The sequence below is a fragment of the Bacillus sp. FSL W8-1143 genome (genome assembly GCF_037965155.1).
In the GTDB taxonomy this organism is placed as follows: Bacteria; Bacillota; Bacilli; order Bacillales; family Bacillaceae; genus Bacillus; species Bacillus pumilus.
Genome location: NZ_CP150182.1, coordinates 1036083 through 1052297, shown reverse-complemented (window position 1 = coordinate 1052297; position 16215 = coordinate 1036083). Strand labels below are relative to the sequence as shown.

Sequence of the window (16215 nt, the reverse complement as noted above, 5' to 3'; positions counted from 1 at the left end):
TTTTTTATGAAAATAGATACGATACAGCCTCTGAGATGGCGGCTTTTCCTTGATCAATACAATCAGGGATTCCAACACCTTCAAATGCAGCACCTGTGATATAAACACCAGGATATGATTGCTTAAACGTTTCTCGCATGTTCGAAATAGCTTTCTGATGACCGACGTGATATTGCGGCATACTTGTCTTCCAGCGAGTCACTGTCGTCAATTCTGGATCTGCTTTAATATCCATGATTTTCTTTAAATCTTCTAGCACGATGCTGACGATTTGACTGTCTGACTGCTCGACAATCGATTCGTCACCAGCTTTTCCGACATACGCACGCAATAGCGTTTTTCCTTTCGGAGCGGTATGCGGCCACTTTTTGTTTGTCCACGTACAGGCTGTAATAGAGAAATCACTGTTTCTTGAGATAACAAAACCAGTGCCGTCATATTCATTATGAACATCCTCTTCTTTAAAACCGAGTGCTACTGTTGCAACAGAAGTAGAGGTCATGTCATGCAAATACTCTAGCCCTGCTTCTTTAGGAAACATGGAATAAATCGATTGATGCGGCGTCGTGACAATGGCTGAATCGGCAAAAAGCGTTTGACCGCTGTCTAATTGCAAGCCATAGCCTCCATCCGTTTTTTCAATCTGTTTTACTTTTGTCCCTTTATACACCTTTGTCAGCTTGAGCTTACTTTCTACTGCTTCCACAAGCGACTGCAACCCTTGATTGATCGTTTGGAACTGTCCTTGTTTTTTCGCAGTCACCTGCTGCGCTTTCGCATGCTGCTGTGATTTTTTCATCCCAAGAATCAAACTGCGATGCTGCTGTTCTGTTTGATAAAATTGCGGGAAGGTGGACATTAAGCTCAGGCGGTCAATATCCCCTGCATAAATGCCTGATAGAAGCGGTTCAATTAAATTCTCAACGACCTCATCACCCACACGTCTTCTAAAAAATTCACCAAGCGACTGATCTTCGGTCTGCTTGCTTTTTGGCAACACGAAATCCATCGCCGCTCTTGCTTTTCCCGCAACTGAAAAAAGACCAGTTGTAATAAATGGGCTGATTTGAGTTGGAATGCCCATAACAGCACCCTTTGGCATCGGGTGAAGCTTTTCATTGACCAGTACATACGCTTGCCCAGTTTCATTATTGACGAGCTGATCGGACAGACCGACATCTTTCGCAAGCTGCGGCCCACTGGCCTTTCTTTCTAAAAATGAATCAGGTCCACGTTCAATGATGTAGCCGTCTTTATATAATGTTTGTATTTTTCCACCTAGCCTAGGGCTCGCTTCAATAAGTGATATTTGAATCGGAAGACCTTTTTCTTCGACTTCCTTTTCCAAATAGAAGGCGGCGGCTAAACCAGTGATGCCACCGCCAATGATGACAAGGTGTTTTTGATTGTCATGCATAGGATCGCCTTCTTTTATATGATTACTTGCTTTCGTCAAGCTTCTTTAATACGACTGTTGCCAGAGCATCAATAAATGCTGGTTTCGCATTTGGCATTTCTGGACGATAGTAGGCTGCACCAATTTCATCTGTCACGACTTTACATTCATAATCGTTGTCGTATAACACTTCAAGATGATCAGCGACAAAACCAACAGGCACATACACGAATGTTTGATAGCCTTTTTGTTCAAATAAGTCCCGCGTTAAGTCTTGTACGTCTGGTCCAAGCCATGGATCCGGCGTATTGCCTTCACTTTGCCAGCCAATTTCATAGTGTTCGATTCCCGCACCTTCTGCAATCATTTTGGCAGATTGTGCAAGCTGATCAGGATATGGATCTCCTGCTGCAATAATTTTTTCAGGAAGGCTGTGTGCAGACACAATAAGTACCGCGGAATCTCTTTCCTCTTGACTCATTGATGCATACGTATCCTTCACTTGCTTCACCCAATAGTCCACAAACTTCGGCTCATCGTACCAGCTTTCAACAGACGTAATCTGTAGATTGCCAAGCTTGTCTGCCTCATCTTGTGCACGTTTGTTATATGATTTCACACTAAAGGTAGAGAAATGCGGCGCTAAAACGATACTCACAGCTTCTGTCATGCCGTCCCTGTGCATGTCAGCAACTGCATCCTCGATGAAAGGCTCGATATGTTTTAAGCCAATGTACACATGAAATTCAATGTCGTCTTGAATGTCATTCAAGTGCTCACACAAACCATGTGCCTGCTGCTCTGTAATTTTTGATAAAGGAGAAATACCGCCGATTGCCTTGTAGCGATCCTTTAAATCTTGCAGCATTTCCGGCTCCGGCTTTCTGCCTCTACGAATATGTGTATAATAACGCTCAATGTCTTCTTCTTTATATGGGGTGCCATATGCCATGACAAGAAGCCCCATTTTCTTTTTCTCCACAACCAACACTCCTTCAGATCAATTGAAATAGTTTAGATGGATGATTTTTTATGTGTAGCTGAATAGTCGTGAATAAAATCGGTCAGCTTCTTTAACGTATCTGGTGAAACATCTGGAAATACCCCATGACCTAGGTTAAAGATGAAGTGATCTGATTTCATCCCTTGATCTAATATGTCTTTTGCTCTTTCTTCAATGACTTCCCAAGGAGAAAGTAAGATCGTTGGATCAAGATTTCCTTGTAACGTTTTTGTGAGCCCTTCTTTTCGCGCTTCGTCTACACTCATACGCCAATCAAGTCCAACGACGTCTAGCGGCAGGTCATGCCAATCTTTCACGAGATGGCTTGCACCAACTCCGTACATGATCATTGGTACATTTTCACTCTTCAACTCTGTGAAAATTCGCTGCATGACAGGTTTAATGAATGTCCGGTAGTCTGCTGCATTTAAAGCGCCCACCCATGAGTCGAAGATTTGAAACGCACTGACCCCTGCTTTTACCTGCGCGCGTATGTACGTGATCGTCATATCAGCTAATTTGTTCATGAGCAGCATCCATGTCTCAGGCTCACTGTACATGAGCGCTTTTGTTTTATGATAGTTTTTAGACGGGCCGCCCTCAATCATATAGCTAGCCATCGTAAATGGTGCACCAGCAAAACCGATGAGCGGTACATTCAGCTGCTCCTTCGTTAAAAGCTGAATCGTATCAAGCACATATGGCAGGTCTTCTTCAGGATGAAGTTCCCCAAGACGTTCGATATCTGCTTTTGTCCGAATCGATGAATCAATGACAGGTCCAATGCCATTTTTAATTTCAACGTCCACTCCAATAGCTGGAAGCGGGGTCATAATATCTTTATATAAAATCGCGGCATCTACACCATATTGTTCTACAGGAAGTCGTGTTACATAAGCACATAGCTCTGGCTGATGCGTAATTTCAAATAGCCCGTACTTTTCTTTAAGGGCACGATATTCAGGCTGTGAGCGTCCTGCCTGCCTCATATACCAAACTGGTACATGGTCTGTTTTTTCCCCTTTGCACGCCTTTAAGAACGTGTCATTAAAAGCCTTCGTTTTTCCCATTACCTTTCATTCCACCTTTCGCCTTACACTCTCTTTGTATAAGGCTCAAACACTGCTTTTACTATACCGCTTTTTCAAGGCACGGTATACTAAACCGGCTCATTGTTCAAAAAATCGCCGAATATTAACGTCCAAAAGCCTCTGGCTTGACATATGGACTGCCTTCTCCTTCTTCTTGCGTTTGGGTATTATATGGAACCACCTTATACTCCGCATCTGAAAACACATTGGCATACGGCATTGTGTAGCTGCCTACGCCTGTCACTGAATCGATCAGCGTCTCGTTCCCATTCCTCTTTTCATAAATACGGTATTCAACCCGTTTATCCTCTTGCTTCTCCCAAGACAGCTCTAATGTAAACAATCCTTTGATTTTAAACGCATAGCGGGCTTCAAATCCTGATAGTCCTTCTAAATGAATTGGTGCTTGAAGTTCTTTAATCCCCTCTGGTTTTTTAAACGTTTCATTCGTTATTTGGGCTGCCGTTAAAATATCCTTAAACAGCTGCACTGGGTATTGACTTCCGCCAGTTAAATAGTGACTGTTATCGGTTTTGTCATACCCCATCCAAATCGCACCCGTTGTACTTGGCGTATAGCCGGCAAACCAAGCATCTTTTGTTGCACCCTTCACACCTGAATATGTGGTCGTGCCTGTTTTACCTGCTAAATCTCCAGCATAGGAACCGCTCTGGGCGGTTCCGCCTTTGACGACTTGCTGCAGCATTCTTGTCATATTCCAAGCATTCTGCACGCTAAACACTCGTTCTGGCTTACTACGATTTTTCTCTACCGTTTCTCCTTCATCATTGGTGATTTTCTGAATGAAGAAAGGCTTTTGATATACGCCTTCGTTTGCAAATGTGTGGAAAGCTCCTGCGATTTGAAGTGGAGAAACCCCTTTTTCTAAACCGCCAAGCGCCATGGCAAGTCCTTGATCCGAAATATCGATTCCCATTTTCTCGAGATATGTTTTTGAAGTATCAATACCTAGCTGGCTTAATGTCCACACCGCTGCTGTATTCTTACTTTTCATGAGGGCCTCCACCATCGTGACCTTGCCTTCATACTGTCCATCGTAATTCTTTGGTGAATAACCGTCATAGCTTTTTTCTTCGTCTTCAAGCAGGGAATAAGGTCGGAATTTTTTCTCCTGCAGCGCAGGTCCATATACCGCGATCGGCTTGAAAACAGATCCAGGCTGTCTAACAGCGGTCACCCTGTTATAACCCCTCGCTTGATATTCTCGTCCTCCAATTGCTGCTTTTACTCCGCCTGACTCATTATCAATAAAGATGGCACTGCTTTCAGGAGAACCGCTTTTTCCCGGGAAATAACGGTTGTTTTTCATCGCATCGTAGGTGACCTTTTGCAGATTCATATCAATCGGAACTGTTATGGTATAACCACCTTGAAGCAATTGTTCATGTGAAATGGCATACTCTGATTCTGCTTCCTTAATGATAAGATCTACATAGCTATCGACCCAAGGCGTTTCTGATTTCTTTTTTAAATGAATGCCTAGTGTTCTCCCTTTTGCTTCTACTGTTTCTGTTGATGATAAATATCCTTGCTCATTCATTAAGTTAAGAATCGTGTCCCGTCTTTGTTTATTTTTATCAGGGTGTAAAACAGGCGAGTAAGTAGACGGCGCCTTTGGCATCGCAGCGAGTGTAGCCCCTTCGCTGACCGTTAAATCTTTCACATCTTTACTAAAGTAATAATTGGCTGCTGCTTGGATACCGTAGACGCCATGACCGAAGTAAAGCTGATTCAAATACATTTCGAGCAGCTTATCCTTTGAATAATCTCTTTCTAAATTAATTGCAATGATGACTTCTTTTGTTTTTCGCAGAAAGGTTTTGTCATTTGTGAGAAAAATATTTTTTGCGAGCTGCTGAGTAATTGTACTGCCGCCCTCTACCTTTCCACCTGCTAATATATCTCGATAAATCGCCCTTGAAATTGACTGCGCATCAATTCCATGATGCTCATAAAACCGCTTGTCCTCGACAGACACAAAGGCTTTTGCTACTTTATCAGGTACATCCTTTATTGACACAGGGTCCCGATTTTCTGAATACATACTTGTGAGTTCTTTTCCATTCCGATCAATGATTTGGGATGAAGCGTGAAATACAAGCTTCTTTTCATCTATGACATAATGTCCTAAAAATAAAATGGTCAGATAGCCAATAAATGAGAGTACGATTGTACTTCCTGCAATGACTAATGGAATGATTATCTTCTTTTTCTTCAAATTAGGTCACCTCATTCCTTTATACGGATAGTATGGGATGTATTGCTTCATAATATGTTTTATGGATTGACTACCAAAGAATTATATATCATTCTTTTGTTATACTATCAAGCGGGAGGCGGTTTAGATGAATGTCTATATAACCTATGGAACAGCAGATTTCTTGCATAAAATCGCAAAGAAACACGATCAGGAAAATCTGCTTTATATGGTCGGAAAAGAACAAGCAGCTCTTTTCCATGAGACGGAGGGCGAGACTGTTTTTAAAGCCCCTCATGCCTATGATGTGATTTATGCGAAAGGTGAGCTAGTCCAACCTGGCTTCGTCACCTTGAATCATATCCCTGTGAAGCTTGAAAGCAGAGCACTGTTTGAATCTACTTTTCAGAAGAAGACGAACATTTCAGAACATCAGCGGGGCTTCCAGGCTCTTCGTGTTTTAAGACCGAAAAAAGATGAAGAAGTGTATTTGATTATGACACTCTGGGAATCAGAGGACTTATTTGAAGACTTTCAAGAATCAGAAGCATTCTTTCAGCCAAACGATGATACTGGCTCCATCTTCTCTCGTCCTGCTTATCTCACATCCTATCATGCCGTTACAGACAATTAAGGAAGTGCTGCTTTCAGCACTTCCTTTTTTTATGAAAAAAAGCCCAATCGCTGGGCTCTTCATTTTATCGTCGTGATGTCAGCTCGTACCGATGAATGATCGGCTGAAGTACATAGAAATTCAATAGGATCCATCCTAATAAGATCGGCCACTTCAGCATAGGTGAAGCCCCTTTCAATTGAATGAGCATCACCAATAGCGGAATCAAACAGAGCATGAAAAAAATCATTTTTGATACAAAGGTTTCTTTGATTTGATGCCGACAGCTTGGACACATCATCATTTTCGTATGTGATAAATGAAATTTTTCAACGAAAGAAAACGCTTTTGAACAATTTGGACAGCTTCCCAATACAATTCCTCCCTTTCTCCGCTTCATAGCACCTTCGACTTTTATATAAAATGACCTTTTGATGCGCATACGACATTCTCTTCTGTTGAAAGATTCTAACAATTACCATACAATCAGTAAAAGAGCATGAAGGAGGTTTTCAAATCAATGACAATATCCACTTTACAAAAAAGCATCAATGAACGTCTTGATGAACATTATGAGGAAATGGTTGAAATTAGACGCCATCTCCACATGAATCCTGAACTTTCTTTCCAGGAAGAAGAAACAGCCGCTTTCATCGCCAGCTACTATGACAGATTACATATACCAACACGTACACAGGTGGGCGGCCATGGTGTACTCGCCTTTATCGAAGGAGCTTCTTCGGGGCCGACGATTGCCCTCAGGGCTGATTTCGATGCACTTCCTATCCATGATGAAAAGGAAGTGCCTTACAAATCGACAAAGACCGGTGTGATGCATGCCTGCGGGCACGATGGACACACAGCGACACTACTTGTCTTAGCGAAAATTTTGAATGAGCACCGTGATCAATTAAAAGGGAAAATCGTCCTCATTCATCAGCATGCAGAAGAATATGCGCCAGGCGGTGCAAAACCAATGATCGAAGACGGCTGCTTAGACGGTGTCGATGTCATATTCGGGACGCATCTTTGGTCTCCAGAGCCTTGTGGCACGGTTCTTTATAAAAGCGGAAACTTTATGGCAGCTGCCGACCGCTTCTCTATCCGAGTTCAGGGGAAAGGCGGACACGGCGCCCAGCCTCACTTAACGAAAGATGCTGTACTTATCGGTTCACAAATCGTCACAAACTTGCAGCAAGTCGTTGCCCGTAAAGTCAATCCAGTTGATTCTGCTGTTGTATCTGTTGGAGGTTTTGTAGCAGAGAATGCTTTTAACGTCATTGCAGATTCTGCAGTTTTGACTGGTACTGCACGGTCCTTTGAAGAAAGTGCACGACACACCATCGAACGAGAAATTGAACAGGTCGTAAAAGGGGTGTGCGACATGCATGATGCCGGCTACACATATGAATATGTGAGAGGATATCCTGCTGTCAAAAATCATCCAAAGCCAACTGAATTTATTGCTGACATCGCAAAACAAACAGATGGTGTCACAGAAGTAAAAGAAGCGGAAACCCAAATGGGCGGAGAAGATTTTGCTTACTACCTTCAGCATGTCCCTGGTACCTTCTTTTACACAGGCGCCATGCCGGAAAACAGCGAAGACGCGTATCCCCATCACCACCCGAAGTTTGATATCAACGAAAAAGCAATGCCTATCGCAGCAAAGGTACTCGCCCGTGCTGTCCTTTCCTACGATGAATAAAAAAAGCCGCTGGCAAACAGCGGCTTTTCTATTTCATTTCTTTCAACACCCGTAAGTGAAACACATGACGAGCGACATCTCCGAGCTGTCCTGTCAGATGATGATTTGCCACACCGCCAACAGCGGCTCCGACAATCGGCATTAATTGAAACAGCTTCACTAGGTCAATGTAATCTCGATACTCCTGCTGAAAGCTGTACCAATCCATTTTCTCACGGCTCGTTTCCCAATCATCAATGATGCTCATCATTTTTTGACGATGTGTACTGCCGGAAAAGGCGAGTTGAAATATACAGAGCAAAAAGAGTCTTTCCTCTTTTTGAGACAAATCAAAGCCATAAATACATGCCAGTTCATAAAGACATTTCATCTTGATGCTAAGCAGCAGCGGAAAGTCTGCCATACCGAGCAAAATACCACCTGCACCTGTTCCAATTCCTTCGATCGCAGCTGCTTTTTGATAGTACTTCACTTTCTCCTTTGCCAGTTCATTTCGCTCAATGATGGATAATTGCTCATCAATGACTGAAAATGAAGTGAAGTGAGATCCTGATACGGTGGATTCAACCATTGTTTTGACCGCACTTGTGATGACTTGATGAAACCTGGCAGGGATTCGGCGGTTCACCTGCTGCTGAACTCCTTTTGAAAACCGTTCGATCTTTGAAGGTTTTCTTAAAAAACGCGTTTGAAAAAGAATGGCTTCTTCATATAACTCCCGTTCAGCTGCATTCATCCGGTCCCCTCCTTGATGTCATCATACGCTCGCTGTCAGAAACATATCTCTGCTTATCGCATCTTTTTTAATCGACTGAGTACGTAAGGCTTGAAGAGGACAAGCACAAATGCCAGTGAAATCAGAAGGGCAAGTCCACTTCCCTGCCATCCTCCTGCCGGTAGTACTGAACAGCTCAGCAATATCGATTGGATGATGAGCACGTTACGGACGAGAACAAAAAAGCTCCGATCCTTTTCTTGCTGAGCAACAGGATAAAGTGCCTGTAATGAAAGATGGGCAAAGTGCTTCGTTAACGGCACAAGCTGGACACCTGTGATGAACACGGTGAACAAGACAAGCAGCGCGCCCACCCAGCCTGCTGCACCTGTATACAAAATAATCAGGACAAACACGGCAGTTAGCCTAAAAACGAGACCAAAATAGTCATTTGAGCGTACAAACGCCCTCACATACATATAAGAAAAAGTTTTACGCTGGTCATACGGAACAAACTGCAAAAGCCAGTCCATATAAGCTCTTCTTTTCACCTGTTTCTTTAAATGAGGCACATCTGTAAATAAATTGGCCAAGCGATAAAAACGCTGTTTTCGTTTTAATTCGTCAGAAATATGCAATTCCCATTGAAAAGGCTGCTTTTTGACTGCATTGGTTAAGTAAACGAGATAGGCACCATAGATGAGATAAAAAACGATTGCGATTGCATAAGATGCCTGTAAAACGGTATAGATTAAAATCATATTCAATAGAAAACGAAGGAATGCATCAAGCCATCTCATCTGTTTTCCTTGAAAATACGTCATTCTCCATTGAATCGCTGTATTCAGACCCTTGATCAAAATCATTTGCGCCAATATAAGCACATACATCTTGATGCCGCCTGAAGACACCGCCGAATAAAGCGGGAGTGCGACAATGGATACGGCAATGAGAGGAAACAGCTGAGAAATGAAGCTAAAGTTAAAAGCTTGTTTTAAATAAGGCTCCATCTTCCCTTCCAAAGGAAGCAAAAACACGAGATCTGCTTCTTTGATCAACGTCCGCACGTAAGAGCTTGTCAGCACCAATGAGAAAACAACTGCCATGACCCAGTAGGAAGGAAAATGAGCTGGAATTTGTTTGAGCCAGTTACTATACCAGCTCGCTCCGCCTGCAAGGAAAAAAATGAGCACAATGATAAGATGATCATTGAACATGTATTTTAAATATTTTCTTGTATCTTGTATGTGTTCCGCTAACCGGGATTTCCAAATGCTTTGCGTCGTTTTACTCATAGCTTTCTTCCTTTGTTAATTCCAAATAAAGATCATCGAGTGTCGCATCTCTCATATTGAACTGTTCTCTCAGCTCTGTCAGTGTTCCTTTCGCTCTAATTTCCCCTTCGTGCAAAATAATAAAGGAATCACAATAGCGTTCAGCTGTCGCCAAGATATGCGTTGACATCAGGACACTAGCGCCGTTTTTCTTTGCAGCATTCATCCGTTCAAGCAGTGCATTAATCGCAAGAGGATCAAGCCCTAAGAACGGTTCATCGATGATATACAGTTCCGGTTCAACAAGAAACGCACACATAATCATGACCTTCTGCTTCATTCCTTTTGAAAAATGAGCAGGGAACCACTTCAAACGTTTCTCCATTCGAAATTCTTTCAGCAATGACGGCAGACGCTCATCTAATTGTTCCTTTGACAGTCCGTAAGCCATCGCTGTCAGCTCTAAATGCTCTTTTAAAGTTAATTCTTCATATAATACAGGTGTTTCTGGAATAAACGTAAATTGCGAACGATACGCCTCTTGATCATCTTGAAGGGTTCGTCCATTCAATTCAATAACACCTTTATGTGGTTTCATGAGTCCGATGATATGGCGAATGGTTGTGCTTTTCCCCGCCCCGTTTAAGCCGATGAGACCGACGATTTGATTTCTTTCTAATTCAAATGAGATATTTTTTAGAACGGGATTCTTCGTATATCCACCCGTTACATCTTTTACAGTGAGAAGGGACATGAATTCGTTCCTTTCTTTCGTTTTTCCTTTATAGTAACAAAAACGAAAGGTAATTTGAAATGTTTACCTATAGACAAGTCAAGAATAAAAAATAGGCATCTTGGTCATCATAATGTATGTAGAAGAAATGAACTTGATGACCAATAAGTAAATGAGGTGTTTGTTAAAGGCAAAGAACCGCATGACAAGTTGGTTTTTCATCTAAAAACCTTAGCTTCTGTTTTGCTTCACTGATTCTTGATTTTTGTGTCCTATACAATATGTATACGACAAACCAAAACGTCAAATGAGGTGTTTACGGCAGAAATAGCAGGCATATGAATTCTTTATTTCAGTAAATAGAGAATTCAAAAGGCATATCGAATGAAAGCATCAGCATTTCTTCTGCAGGAGCAGGATGAGCGACCAAAGGAGTTCGCTTGTCCTGTTTTCTTTTTTGCTCATTTTTGTGATACGATGAAGGAAAATGAATGAGGAGTGACATGACGTGAGCGATTGTATTTTTTGCAAGATCATTGATGGAGACATTCCATGTGCAAAAGTATATGAAGACGAGCATGTATTGGCTTTTCTAGATATTAGCCAAGTAACAAAAGGGCATACCCTTGTAATCCCAAAAATACATAAAGAAAACATCTATGACATGACACCAGAAGTATCTAATCACTACTTCCAAGCGATTCCGAAAATTGCAAGAGCGATCAAACAGGAATTTGAACCCATTGGATTAAACCTTTTAAACAACAACGGCGAAAAAGCCGGACAATCTGTGTTCCATTACCATATGCATATCATTCCGCGCTACGGCAAAGGCGATGGCTTTGGTGCCGTATGGAAATCACATCAAGATCAATACACGTCAGAGGATTTAAAAGAGATTTCTTCTGCCATCCACACGCGCCTTACCTCATCTTAATAGATGAGGTTTTTCTCATTTCCACCCCTTTTTATCCCCTTCATTTCTTAATAGTAAGATATTTAAAACGATTCAAATTTTTTGTCCAATTGCTTCAAATTTGTGATAGGATGGTTTTATCTTTTGATCCATTAACGCGAGAAATAGGGAGAGATTGTGATGAAGCGAACGACGAATTTTAATGCTGGTCCGGCGGCACTGCCGCTAGAAGTGCTTGAAAAAGCACAGGAAGAACTTGTTGATTTTAAACAAACTGGGATGTCTGTGATGGAGCTGTCTCATCGCAGCGGTGAATATGAAGAAGTCCACAATAAGGCAAAAGCACTGTTGGTGGAACTGATGGACATTCCTGAAGATTACGAAGTCCTCTTTTTACAGGGCGGAGCTAGCCTTCAATTTGCGATGATTCCGATGAACTTCTTACATGAAGGCGAAACGGCTCATTTCATTCAAACTGGCGCTTGGTCAGAAAAAGCATTATCAGAAGCAAAAGGGTTTGGTGAAACATCTGTGTTTGCTTCAAGTGAAGACGACAACTACTCGTATATTCCAGAAGTAGATGCCTCCGGTTTAACAGATGGCGCTTACTTACACATCACATCAAACAATACGATCTTCGGCACTCAGTGGAAAACGTTCCCTGGTACATCATTACCGCTCATTGCGGATATGTCCAGTGATATTCTCAGCAAAAAAATCGATGTTTCTCAATTTGATCTCATTTATGCTGGGGCACAAAAAAACTTAGGGCCTTCTGGTATCACGATTGTGATCGCGCGCAAACGTTTATTAGAAAAAGAGAAAAGCAGCACACCGAAAATATTAAAATATTCAACACACGCAAAAGCTGGCTCTCTTTATCACACACCACCGACTTTTGCGATTTATATGCTGTCTCTTGTCCTTGAGCATGTTAAACAGGCTGGCGGCGTAGAAGCAGCGGAAAAACGCAATGAACAAAAAGCAGGCATTCTCTATGACACAATTGATCAAAGCGGCGGTTTTTACAAAGGACACGCACGCACTGACAGCCGTTCGCATATGAATGTCACATTTACCCTTCGTGATGATGCGCTCACTGCTTCCTTTGTAGAGAAAGCAAAGCAGGAACAAATGGTTGGACTTGCCGGCCACCGTTCTGTCGGTGGATGCAGAGCATCTATTTACAATGCGGTATCGATTGAAGACTGCCAAAAGCTTGCGGACTTTATGAAAAAGTTCCAGCAAGAAAATGAGTAAAAAAGCTTTTCTATAGAGAAATAAATTTGTTATAATAACGAGAAATATAAAGTGATGACTCTTGCAATAAATGATGAGCCATATTATTGGAGAGTTCTAAGAGCTTAGCAGAGGAGAGCATAGAAATGAAAACAAAAGAATTAGTCATTATGTCATTGCTTGCAGCAATGGGAGCTGTTTTGCATACGATTTTCCCGCCCATCTTTTTCGGAATGAAACCTGATATGATGCTGGTTATGATGTTTTTAAGCATCATCCTTTTCCCAAAGGTACAGCATGTAGTGGTTATTGCCCTCGTAACAGGCGCCATTTCTGCATTAACAACAGGTTTCCCAGGCGGACAAATTCCGAATATGATTGATAAACCAGTAACAGCTTTTATCTTCTTAGCCCTTTTCTTATCTTGCATGAAGATAAAGAACAAAGTAGTGCTAACCGCTGTGTTAACTGCGATTGGAACCATCGTATCCGGCGTGATTTTCCTATCTGCCGCATTACTGATCACTGGACTGCCAGCTGCATTACCGGCACTTCTTGTAGGCGTCGTCCTGCCAGCAGCCGTGATTAATACCATTGCCATGGTATTTGTCTTCCCAATTGCTCAGTCCATTCTCAGACGTGCAAGAATGATAGAAGTTGCTTAACAAATAATCGAACCTCTTCATAATAGATGAAGAGGTTTTTTTCATACTTTTATAAAAGAAAAAGGGTCAGCAGCAAAATGAGGAGCGAAATTCCTGCACCTGCCGCACACACAAGTGCTTTTTGCTTTAATACATGTTTTGGCGGATAAGACCCTGCATATCCCAGCTGTCTTGCATAATGAATAGAACCACCTGTAAAAACGACACCGATACACGTAAAAACGAACAGAAAGACAGACAACCTTCTCCCCTCCCTTTTCTTCAAAAGTATGCTAAAATAAAGCAAGCTATGTATGGAAGTTCAATGAAGCTGATCGTCAGCTCAGAGAGAACATGCGAATGTGTAAAATTTGACTAGAGGTGATTTGAATGGCTAGTGGACGTTCTTTATTAACAGGATTATTTGTAGGCGGTCTCCTCGGAGGTGCGGCAGTGCTCCTGACGACTCCCTCTTCTGGCAGAGATGTGCGCGGAAAGATGAAAGATGGCTATGACAAATTCGAAGATACGCTGACAAGATTAAAAAGAGATGGACAGGCTTTAAAAGAGCAAATTGTTGAAACAGCAAAAGAAAGCGCAGAGGTCATTAAAGAAGTCGGAACTGAATTACAAACATCGATTCAGCAATGGCGTGAAGAAATCAAGCCTCACCAGCAGGACTTGCAAAAGGAAATTCAGGAAATTGAGGAAAAGCTCAAGCAACTGGAGAAAACCTTACAAAACTAATATACTCAAGAAAAAATATTCGTTTACAAAAGTGTGCGGGGTGCGTATCCCGCACTTTTTTTGTTGAAAAAAGGTTATTTTGTCAATGTTTTTCATGAGTTTTAAAAATTCTTGAATTTTCAGCTTTATTAATCTTTATTTTATTGGCATAATAGAATTACAAGAAAAAGAGAAGTAGGTGAAATGGATGAATCATTCGGAAAAGCCTTTCGATGTAAAAGAAGCACTTTTATTCAGTCAAAGAATGGCCCAATTGAGCAAAGCTCTTTGGAAATCCATTGAAAAGGACTGGCAGCAGTGGATCAAACCGTATAACCTAAATATCAATGAACATCATATTTTGTGGATTGCGTATCAATTAAAAGGAGCTTCAATATCAGAAATTGCAAAGTTTGGCGTCATGCATGTATCAACGGCGTTTAACTTCTCCAAGAAACTCGAGGAACGAGGATTTTTAAAATTTTCTAAAAAGTTAAACGATAAACGCAATACGTATATTGAGCTAACGCCAAAAGGCGAAGAGACATTCCATAAACTACTCGAAGATTATGACCCGGCACGAACTGGTATTGTCAAAGGCGCACAGCCGCTTCATGACATTTACGGAAAGTTCCCTGAGATTTTAGAAATGATGTGTATTATCCGAAACATCTATGGTGAGGACTTCATGGAGATTTTTGAGAAATCGTTTTCAAACATTGAGAAGGACTTTTTGGATGAGCGAGGAAAAGTCACGAAAAAACCTGAGGAACTTGAAGACTCAACTGATGCAGCAGAAAAAGCGGCTAATAAAGCAAATCAAATTGTTTAATGATCTTTATAAATTCATTCATTAACGGCTGAAACAGCCCTTGATCACGCAATGCAAATATCGTCTCATGCACATCCAGCTTTTCAATTAACTGTCCTGCAAAAAGCGCAAGCATATCGTCAAACATGACGTAGCCTTGTGCTTTTTGCTTGTCCATTTCCTCTGAAAGCTCAGCACAAATACGCTCAATTTCCTGCGCCTCTTCCTTCGATACCCGCTGCCTGATCAATAATGCATAATATGGATAACGGCTCATATCGGTCGCCGTCAGCAAAAGTTCCATATAATATTCGAGCTGGCTCATTCGTTCCTCAATACTCATGTACGTTCCCTCTTTCTCTTAGTCTTTCTATTCTAGCCGAAATTACTCATTGACGAAAGAGACGAACCTCCCTCTTCTGTCTTTTTTTCTTGAAAAATCCAAAGTTTCCTCTCTTTATTCCATGTGAACACAACATTTTATTTTTTTTCATGAAAACCATTGATTTTTATCCTCAGGAAGAGTAAATTATCTTGAGATATTCAATTAGTTTTTTAAGATTGGAAGGATGAAAAATGAATTGTTGGAAAACCATTAATCTTGAAAAGGATTATGGTTATACAAGACTGCTGATTTCAGCCATAAGTCTTGCTATACTTTTTTTCATTACGGCTTTTTTATGTTTTCAACTGACTCATCCTGAAACGAGACTAAGCAGTCACAACGCACCGCTTTTTGCGATGCTTTTACTTGTGACATTGCTTGTCCACCGCGTGGTTCACTTGATCCCAGTGATGAAAAACAAGAAAAAAATGACGCTATTTAAACGCAATTGCTGGCAGCGTGTACCAAAGAACATCATGCTTTATTCACTTCTCAGTCCATTTTGTGTGATTTCACCGGTTTACTTTGTGTTAGGTGTGGCGTTTCCTATGTATGCACACTATTTTATCATCATCGCAAGTATTCATGCAGGCTATTGTTTGCCTGACTTTTTATTTGCATGGAAACTGCTCAAAGCACCTAAATCCTGCATCATCGATCAAGCCCAAGACGAGTTTGATATTTTAGTTGACCAAACATCCTCATCATGAGGTTTTTAAAGCCAACTTCTATCTTTTTCATAA

At 41.4% G+C, this 16215-nt stretch carries 17 protein-coding genes; 8 read left to right on the top strand and 9 right to left on the bottom strand.

The window, feature by feature from the left end; translation table 11 throughout:
• Positions 1-4: 4 nt before the first annotated feature.
• The 4 genes from hemY to NSQ36_RS05100 form a co-directional block, all read right to left on the bottom strand.
• Positions 5-1417, bottom strand: coding sequence for a protoporphyrinogen oxidase (gene hemY, locus NSQ36_RS05115; protein ID WP_251191021.1), 1413 nt, complete (start codon positions 1415-1417; stop codon positions 5-7).
• A gap of 22 nt (positions 1418-1439) precedes the next feature.
• Positions 1440-2378 (bottom strand): ferrochelatase, encoded by a 939-nt coding sequence (gene hemH, locus NSQ36_RS05110; protein WP_137054829.1) that lies wholly within the window; start codon positions 2376-2378, stop codon positions 1440-1442.
• Positions 2379-2410: 32 nt separating this feature from the next.
• On the bottom strand, positions 2411-3469 hold the full coding sequence (gene hemE / locus NSQ36_RS05105) for a uroporphyrinogen decarboxylase (protein WP_251191022.1): 1059 nt from the start codon (positions 3467-3469) through the stop codon (positions 2411-2413).
• Positions 3470-3593: 124 nt separating this feature from the next.
• A complete protein-coding gene (locus NSQ36_RS05100) occupies positions 3594-5729 on the bottom strand; it encodes a PBP1A family penicillin-binding protein (protein WP_251191023.1) in 2136 nt (711 codons plus the stop codon).
• Between the two features lie 127 nt (positions 5730-5856).
• Here NSQ36_RS05100 and NSQ36_RS05095 point away from each other — a divergent pair, with 127 nt between their 5' ends.
• Both NSQ36_RS05095 and NSQ36_RS05090 read left to right on the top strand, forming a co-directional pair.
• Complete coding sequence (locus NSQ36_RS05095) at positions 5857-6342, top strand: antibiotic biosynthesis monooxygenase (RefSeq protein WP_003211655.1); 486 nt, start codon at positions 5857-5859, stop codon at positions 6340-6342.
• Positions 6343-6841: 499 nt separating this feature from the next.
• Positions 6842-8029, top strand: coding sequence for a M20 family metallopeptidase (locus NSQ36_RS05090; RefSeq protein ID WP_137054831.1), 1188 nt, complete (start codon positions 6842-6844; stop codon positions 8027-8029).
• Between the two features lie 28 nt (positions 8030-8057).
• On the opposite strand, the gene NSQ36_RS05085 is transcribed toward NSQ36_RS05090, so the two are convergent.
• From NSQ36_RS05085 to NSQ36_RS05075, 3 genes are read right to left on the bottom strand one after another with little or no spacing between them, the layout of a single operon-like run.
• On the bottom strand, positions 8058-8765 hold the full coding sequence (locus NSQ36_RS05085) for an EcsC family protein (RefSeq protein WP_251191024.1): 708 nt from the start codon (positions 8763-8765) through the stop codon (positions 8058-8060).
• 53 nt (positions 8766-8818) lie between these two features.
• A complete protein-coding gene (locus NSQ36_RS05080) occupies positions 8819-10039 on the bottom strand; it encodes an ABC transporter permease (protein ID WP_251191025.1) in 1221 nt (406 codons plus the stop codon).
• The gene (locus NSQ36_RS05075) at positions 10032-10772 is read right to left on the bottom strand and encodes an ABC transporter ATP-binding protein (protein ID WP_003212171.1); all 741 of its coding nucleotides are present in this window, start codon (positions 10770-10772) and stop codon (positions 10032-10034) included. The genes NSQ36_RS05080 and NSQ36_RS05075 overlap by 8 nt, the downstream gene beginning before the upstream one ends.
• 487 nt (positions 10773-11259) lie before the next feature.
• On the opposite strand from NSQ36_RS05075, the gene NSQ36_RS05070 reads away from it, so the two are divergent.
• From NSQ36_RS05070 to NSQ36_RS05060, 3 genes are all read left to right on the top strand, one after another.
• Entirely contained in the window at positions 11260-11688 is a 429-nt protein-coding gene (locus NSQ36_RS05070; RefSeq protein WP_096881197.1) for an HIT family protein, read from the top strand.
• Positions 11689-11847: 159 nt separating this feature from the next.
• Positions 11848-12927, top strand: a complete 1080-nt coding sequence (gene serC, locus NSQ36_RS05065; protein WP_003210828.1) for a 3-phosphoserine/phosphohydroxythreonine transaminase — start codon at positions 11848-11850, stop codon at positions 12925-12927.
• 125 nt (positions 12928-13052) lie between these two features.
• The gene (locus NSQ36_RS05060; protein ID WP_003212065.1) at positions 13053-13571 is read left to right on the top strand and encodes a tryptophan transporter; all 519 of its coding nucleotides are present in this window, start codon (positions 13053-13055) and stop codon (positions 13569-13571) included.
• A gap of 49 nt (positions 13572-13620) precedes the next feature.
• Here NSQ36_RS05060 and NSQ36_RS05055 read toward each other — a convergent pair whose 3' ends face one another.
• Entirely contained in the window at positions 13621-13812 is a 192-nt protein-coding gene (locus NSQ36_RS05055; protein ID WP_003211362.1) for a hypothetical protein, read from the bottom strand.
• 128 nt (positions 13813-13940) lie between these two features.
• On the opposite strand from NSQ36_RS05055, the gene NSQ36_RS05050 reads away from it, so the two are divergent.
• Positions 13941-14297, top strand: a complete 357-nt coding sequence (locus tag NSQ36_RS05050; RefSeq protein ID WP_007497160.1) for a YtxH domain-containing protein — start codon at positions 13941-13943, stop codon at positions 14295-14297.
• Between the two features lie 187 nt (positions 14298-14484).
• Positions 14485-15108: an HTH-type transcriptional regulator Hpr gene (locus tag NSQ36_RS05045; RefSeq protein ID WP_251191027.1), complete on the top strand. Its 624-nt coding sequence runs from the start codon at positions 14485-14487 to the stop codon at positions 15106-15108.
• Here NSQ36_RS05045 and NSQ36_RS05040 read toward each other — a convergent pair.
• Positions 15083-15430 carry a YhaI family protein gene (locus tag NSQ36_RS05040; protein ID WP_050945394.1) on the bottom strand — a complete coding sequence of 116 codons (348 nt, stop codon included), beginning with the start codon at positions 15428-15430 and terminating at the stop codon, positions 15083-15085. The two genes, NSQ36_RS05045 and NSQ36_RS05040, sit on opposite strands and share 26 nt — an antisense overlap.
• A gap of 233 nt (positions 15431-15663) precedes the next feature.
• Here NSQ36_RS05040 and NSQ36_RS05035 point away from each other — a divergent pair, with 233 nt between their 5' ends.
• On the top strand, positions 15664-16182 hold the full coding sequence (locus NSQ36_RS05035) for a DUF3267 domain-containing protein (protein ID WP_003210901.1): 519 nt from the start codon (positions 15664-15666) through the stop codon (positions 16180-16182).
• The last annotated feature ends 33 nt before the right edge of the window (positions 16183-16215 follow it).